The sequence below is a fragment of the Acinetobacter sp. UBA5934 genome, assembly GCF_002430855.1.
Lineage (GTDB): Bacteria > Pseudomonadota > Gammaproteobacteria > Pseudomonadales > Moraxellaceae > Acinetobacter.
On the sequence record NZ_DJDC01000129.1, the window covers coordinates 1 to 5,770 of the forward strand.

The 5,770-nt window shown below is 37.6% G+C and carries 5 protein-coding genes and 1 pseudogene; 2 read left to right on the top strand and 4 right to left on the bottom strand.

Translation table 11 applies throughout. From position 1 onward, the window contains the following. Positions 1-445: 445 nt before the first annotated feature. Together B2Y23_RS08810 and B2Y23_RS08815 are read right to left on the bottom strand one after the other, a co-directional pair. Positions 446-730: a type II toxin-antitoxin system HicB family antitoxin gene (locus tag B2Y23_RS08810; RefSeq protein ID WP_291370283.1), complete on the bottom strand. Its 285-nt coding sequence runs from the start codon at positions 728-730 to the stop codon at positions 446-448. A 43-nt stretch (positions 731-773) separates the two neighbouring features. Continuing rightward, positions 774-950 (bottom strand): annotated as a pseudogene (locus B2Y23_RS08815) (type II toxin-antitoxin system HicA family toxin); the annotation flags it as partial. A gap of 289 nt (positions 951-1,239) precedes the next feature. On the opposite strand from B2Y23_RS08815, the gene B2Y23_RS08820 reads away from it, so the two are divergent. Beyond that, positions 1,240-1,779: a helix-turn-helix domain-containing protein gene (locus B2Y23_RS08820; RefSeq protein WP_291370285.1), complete on the top strand. Its 540-nt coding sequence runs from the start codon at positions 1,240-1,242 to the stop codon at positions 1,777-1,779. A gap of 183 nt (positions 1,780-1,962) precedes the next feature. Here B2Y23_RS08820 and B2Y23_RS08825 read toward each other — a convergent pair whose 3' ends face one another. Together B2Y23_RS08825 and B2Y23_RS08830 are read right to left on the bottom strand one after the other, a co-directional pair. Beyond that, the gene (locus tag B2Y23_RS08825) at positions 1,963-2,106 is read right to left on the bottom strand and encodes a hypothetical protein (RefSeq protein ID WP_180004274.1); all 144 of its coding nucleotides are present in this window, start codon (positions 2,104-2,106) and stop codon (positions 1,963-1,965) included. 19 nt (positions 2,107-2,125) lie between these two features. After that, positions 2,126-2,701 (bottom strand): plasmid replication DNA-binding protein, encoded by a 576-nt coding sequence (locus B2Y23_RS08830; RefSeq protein WP_291370287.1) that lies wholly within the window; start codon positions 2,699-2,701, stop codon positions 2,126-2,128. 2,441 nt (positions 2,702-5,142) lie between these two features. Here B2Y23_RS08830 and B2Y23_RS08835 point away from each other — a divergent pair. Continuing rightward, the coding region (locus B2Y23_RS08835) for a hypothetical protein (RefSeq protein WP_291370289.1) at positions 5,143-5,770 on the top strand (628 nt) is incomplete at its 3' end.

Sequence of the window (5,770 nt, forward strand, 5' to 3'; positions counted from 1 at the left end):
TTCGGGGTGCAGATTATCCTGCCGGGGTTTTTCGTATTGGTTCGCTCGGTATAACTCCTGTCGTACCTTACAGTCCTTGTGCCTATCTCTTGTTATTCTTCTATGGAACTTCCTGTTCCCGATGAGTTCATAATAGGAAAATTCCAGTATTCCGGATAGCAGCAAAGAGCAGAGATTGATGTGAGCCAAAGCGTACAAAATAGCCTAAATTTTATCCCCAGCAATTGGGGATAGTTTTGGAACCTGGATCCGTATGAAATGGGCACTGATTGCCAAATTGATCGTTTTTTAGCCAATTTTACTGGCAAAATGTTACAGATATGCTTAAAAACTCACCAACTTATTACAAAAGCCAATTTTTGTGCGTTTTGTGATCAGGGTTAAAATTTTAAGTTATTGATATTTATATTAATATACAAGTGTACTTCGTATAATGGCCATTATGTTAAATAGAAGATATGTTTGTATACGGAATCTTTAATTCTAATAGTGCCCATACGCACTGTTTATATTCAGACAATAACATTAGTTCATTAATATTAGCCGAATGAGGCAGTTCATCCCCATCTTCAATCAATATTTCCAAGTGTGCCGTAGCTGCTTCCATTGCATTTTGTAATGCTTCTTCAATGCTATTTCCAATAGCATTACATCCTGGAAGAGAAGGAAAATATACGGCATAAGGTTTTCCTTCAGATAAATCAATAGCAATGGGCTGTAGTAGCAACATTTTTCTCCATATAGAATTGGCTTGATTTAGGTGCTTTCATAAATACTCCAGCCTGACGCATTATACTTTTTACAGTACCTATAGGTAATTCTTGTGAGGGGTGAGGAATTGTTACCAAACCTTTTATGGCAGTATGTCGAAAATGATGATGACTGCCTTTAATTCGATGTAAATACCATCCCATATTCATTAAAGTTTTAATTAGATCGGCACTTTTCATTTTTTACTCCATATGGGGGAAAGATTCCCCCATCCTCTGTTTATTTTTTTTTCGATTGTTCGCGAATAATAATCACGACTTCTTTGACCAGTACTTCAAGAACTTTTAGCCCTACTTGAGTCAGCACTTTATCCATCTCTGTTCTCCATATTGGTTAGTGTGCAAAATCATATTAGTAGATACTTTCTTTAAAGTAAATAATTTTTTTTAAAAAAATATTATCTTTTTGAGATTTTGTTTACTTTGGTCTATAATTGTCTTTAAATCATATTTTTAGGTTGTTTAAGTAATGGAAAAAAAATATAAATTTTCAACAACTATCCCTATGGTTATAGGTCAATTAATTGTTATATATAGAAAAAAAATTGGAAAATCCCAGAAGGATTTAGCGAATGCTTTAGAAGTTGGGGGAGCAAATGCCTCAAAAATTGAAGCAGGAGATACAGTTATCTCAGTCGAACAGCTATTCATTATTTGTTTATTTCTTAAAGAAAAGCCTTCTAATTTTTTTCTTAAACTAGAAAAAGCTTTAAAAATTCTAGATGAAAACGGTATCTTGGTTAGTAATACAAAGATTAAAGACTTGTCGATAGATAAAGAGCATAAAACAACTACATTGGGTGGAGCAGCTCTAGGAATTGCTGGGGCTACAGGAGGCCTGTTAGGTCCTTTATCATTATTAGGAACTATTGGTTTAGCTGCCGGTGCGGTAGCAACAGCATATAAGACTTATAATGATTTAAGTAAAAATGAGGAAGTACAGCAAATAGAGCTACCTATTATTCAAGGGGATCAACTATATACTTATCTTATCCAAGCATTTTCTTAAATTTTTCTAAAATTAACATAATACACGTTATACGAAATGCTTCTTTTTATTTCATATAAATCATAAGCTTAATGTTTTTTTTAAAGCCCAGTCAGCACCGATTGGGCTTTTTTAGTATTTTTACCTGTTCCACGATCAATAAATAAGCAATGTTCCACGGTTTTAATAAGCCCAGGTAAATAATCAGGAAGCCTGATCTTTTTCTTTTTGGCGTTTGTCTAAGTCTTTCTTTAGTGCCTTTTTATCTTGGTAAGACGCAATCAGCATGATCGGGATCAGGATAGGAGCAACCACAATACCCAGGGCAATATCTTTCAGTTTCGGCATGATCTTTCTCCCTTATTTCTCAATCATTATCAAATACTGCATTCAGCACACGGCCAAATAAACCACGTTTTTTAGGTTGTGGTGCTGCCATATTTTGCAACGTGGCATGCTGTGGCGTTTGGCTGTCGCGTGCTGTGGCATTTTGTTGTGGCATTGCCACAATTTCTGCCACATCCTTATTTAAATTTTCTTTATTTTCAATATTTTGATCTGTTGTTGCATGCTGTGGCGTTTGGCTGTCGCGTGCTGTAGTGTTAGGGTGTGGCACTGCTGTGGCAGGTGCCACACTTTTTAACTCAATAAGGGTTTGCATACGGTCAATTTGTTGCATCAAACGTTCTTCACGCTCTTGGTATTTTTTGACTTCGTTTTCTAAATGAGAGATTAGTTTTTGTGTAGCTGCATCACTACTTTGTTTTGGTGGTTCAGTTGGTTTGGATAATTGGTCTGGTTCACCAAAGCATCGAATAACTTCCGCAATATCAAATTGGCCATCACTCGAACGTGATAAGCGTCCATTACGTACAGCTCTATAAATGGTCGATCTATCGACATTAAACTGTTTGGATACTTCGCTCAGTGAGAGTTTAGCCATTTAATTTTCAAGTCCTATTTATTATCTTTGAAGGCAAATAATATAACCATTAGCATATATTTTATGTCAAAACTGACCTACATATTAGAGTTACACCATATACCGCAGATTAAGAATATTTGCTTCAAATATATAATATTTAATATTTTTTTATGATTAAAAAATGAAAAAGCCCTGCTTGACTTACATCAAGCAGGGCTCTATATTTGTCGGTACGCAGTTATTTGATGTACCACCATCAAGTAACGAAGATCAGCAGAGTTGACGCTCGTGCAGATTTCACCAAAAGGCTTGTACCTGAACTCTATTTTCACTGTTATGTGCAGTAATATCAAGCCCAAAATGATAAGTCTTCGTTAGTTAAGTGTTTTTTTTCATCAAATAAGTATCCCAGATCGAGCTTTGCCTGCTTCTGCGTGCCCATTCTTTATGGTTGGCATGCGGTGCATGTGGAGGGAATAAGTGTCACTGGTGCATCGTAGCGATCGTCGAAAGGCGGAACCGTTACAGGGGAATCCCACATAAGCGGAGCGTTGAGAGTAGTTGTATAGGTTGGTTAAGTTGCATGTTGGGGAAACCCTCGCAGAGATACTGCCGTACTTCGACAAGGAGCGCGTGGGGGGAGGTGCAAGACCTTTAGTCCTTGTCTGCATAGTCAGCAAAACTATGTGCAGATACGACCGATGCGTGGCTCCGTCAGCCCGACTGGTAAATCGGCAATACTTAAGGGATGTGTCATTTTTTTAAGTGACAGCCCTTAGGGAGAGTATTGCCGAAACTCACTCAACGTTCACCATCAGCCCGAGCAAAGCGAGGGATGTGGGGGACTTGAGCGAGTGAGAGCATTTACAATATTGGATATAACTGTCTTTGATCTTATTGAAAGAGTTATTTAAAGGCAAAAAATAAGGGGTTATAGCCCGATTAACTTTTTTTTGTTATCTGACTACGTTATAAAAAAATATAGGGCTTAAATCGAAAATAAGAGAGAAATAGAGATATTTTAATTCTTTAAAGACAAACCCAGCCCCTTAAAGGGGTCTGGGTTCTTAAACAGCTAGTTTCTACGTATTTATACTGCATCAACAGTTTGAAAATATTATTACCTGCCAGGGCAATTCATTCTCATGATTTGTAGAATCGTTTTAAGACAGTTTTTCCGGTAAATCATGCTAGCCAAAGCATGTTGATGCCATCGAATATTACCGAAAAAAATCTGTTTTCAATCACCTTAAACGTTACCAACTTATCGGTATAGACTTTCCCAATTAACAGCGCTTACGTTTTTATTCGCTTGAACTGTCTGCAACCTCGATGTAGCAAAGGTTTTGTACTTGTCTGATTCTCTAACACTTCTAAAGATCGTCACCGATCACCACCTTGTTGTTTGCCTAGAATCGCTTTTCTGTGAACTCATCAACCAGAAATTAAATATCTACAACTCAAACGGTGTGAAGTGCGCCCACGTTAGTTCTACTTGTCTTTGATTCCAATGATTAACATTGAAATCGAGTAGTACGCTTATCTCTAACTTAACTAAAATCAATTCCATAATTCGCCAGACCGCAGTTCCAAGTCATTTCTGGGTTATATTTTCTAGTTAAATTAATAAGGTAAAGCACTTACTCTACGCATATCGACTGCCACCAACTTTTCTGTAGTTGTATGTTGACAGAGCCGACCTTACAGGCTTGAGCTATCCATTGACCGCCAAAGCAAATTGCAACGTATCTCTACGAATTCGGCAATTCACCGTGACGTGCCGAGAAATCCAGTTTAACACCTCATTCCCCTATGACCTCACGATCATCTCAAAAGCCCACCTGTGCGCCTTGACTATGCCCTTACGAAGCATCTGCCAAGCGGTTATTAACGCCATTCACTCAATCCTTGAGATGGCTCACCGTAACAAATAAAACAGGGTTAATTCACTAAGTTATCAGTCATATGTTGTAAACGCTGATAACCCGTCAATGCCCGTTTCCGTGTCGCCCTACGTGCATCACATAAACATGTGAACATAACTTTGTAACAGGTAGAAAGCGGGATTCACACCCGCCAGCCCCTATCGTAGCCGCACCAACTACCTTTCGGACGTATGCAGCTTCACCGATAAAACTTTTCACAACTTGGCAGGTTGCGAAAAGGGGTAATGTTGTTTGTTCATGGTTGGCAATCCATGAACAAACAATTTAAGGAAAATTGAATGTACGGATTGGCAGTCCAACTGAAAAACAATATCTACAAGGACCATCTTATGCGTAGCAGATACCATGTCAAGTCAAATTCCCGGAACTGCTTATTATAGAATAGCCAGACATGGCTATTATCCTTTAAAAAGTGATCTTTTAAGATCACTATTAAAAAAATCTTTGAAATACCTTTAAGAATCTACAAATAAGGCTATATTAATCATTAAATTTTTAGACTTAAAATGAAAAATGATTTATTACACTAAGGGAATAAAAGAAACAACTCATACGATATTGGCTTGCTTCTCTAAAGGGTATGATCTTGGAATTGTGGTTAAACCCTCCACTTCTAGTAATGCCGAATCCATCCTTGAAAAATGGAATAATCGCTATGATTTACTGAATACGCCACAGCAGCAATATCGAAAATTTTTGTCCGGACAAAGCACGTTTAGCTGCATAGTTCTGGACCGTGGTTACTCCCGTAAAGAAAATCTTACCGATGCTGATGTGTATCGTTATTTACGTGATAAATCGAAAAATGAAAATAAACTATATGAATTAAATCCTCCGGTCTTACTTTTGCTTTGTCGAGTAAATGATCTGATGCTGAAATTGCCGAACGGTGAAATTATTCAGAATAAATATGACCATCTTGATTATCTAAATGCGCAATTGGCTAAACAGGTTAAGGGATGTGAAAATTTTAGGAAGGTAGAATTAGCTGTGGGCGATTATATTTTTTTACAGCTCACCAAGCGCGCCAAGAGTATTAAAGAATTGCAAGAAATGGGCTTGAGTGAAAACACCAAGCACGCGACTAATTTCACTTGGCGATTAAACCAAGAAACCTTTGAAGCTGTACGTCAAAGGGGGG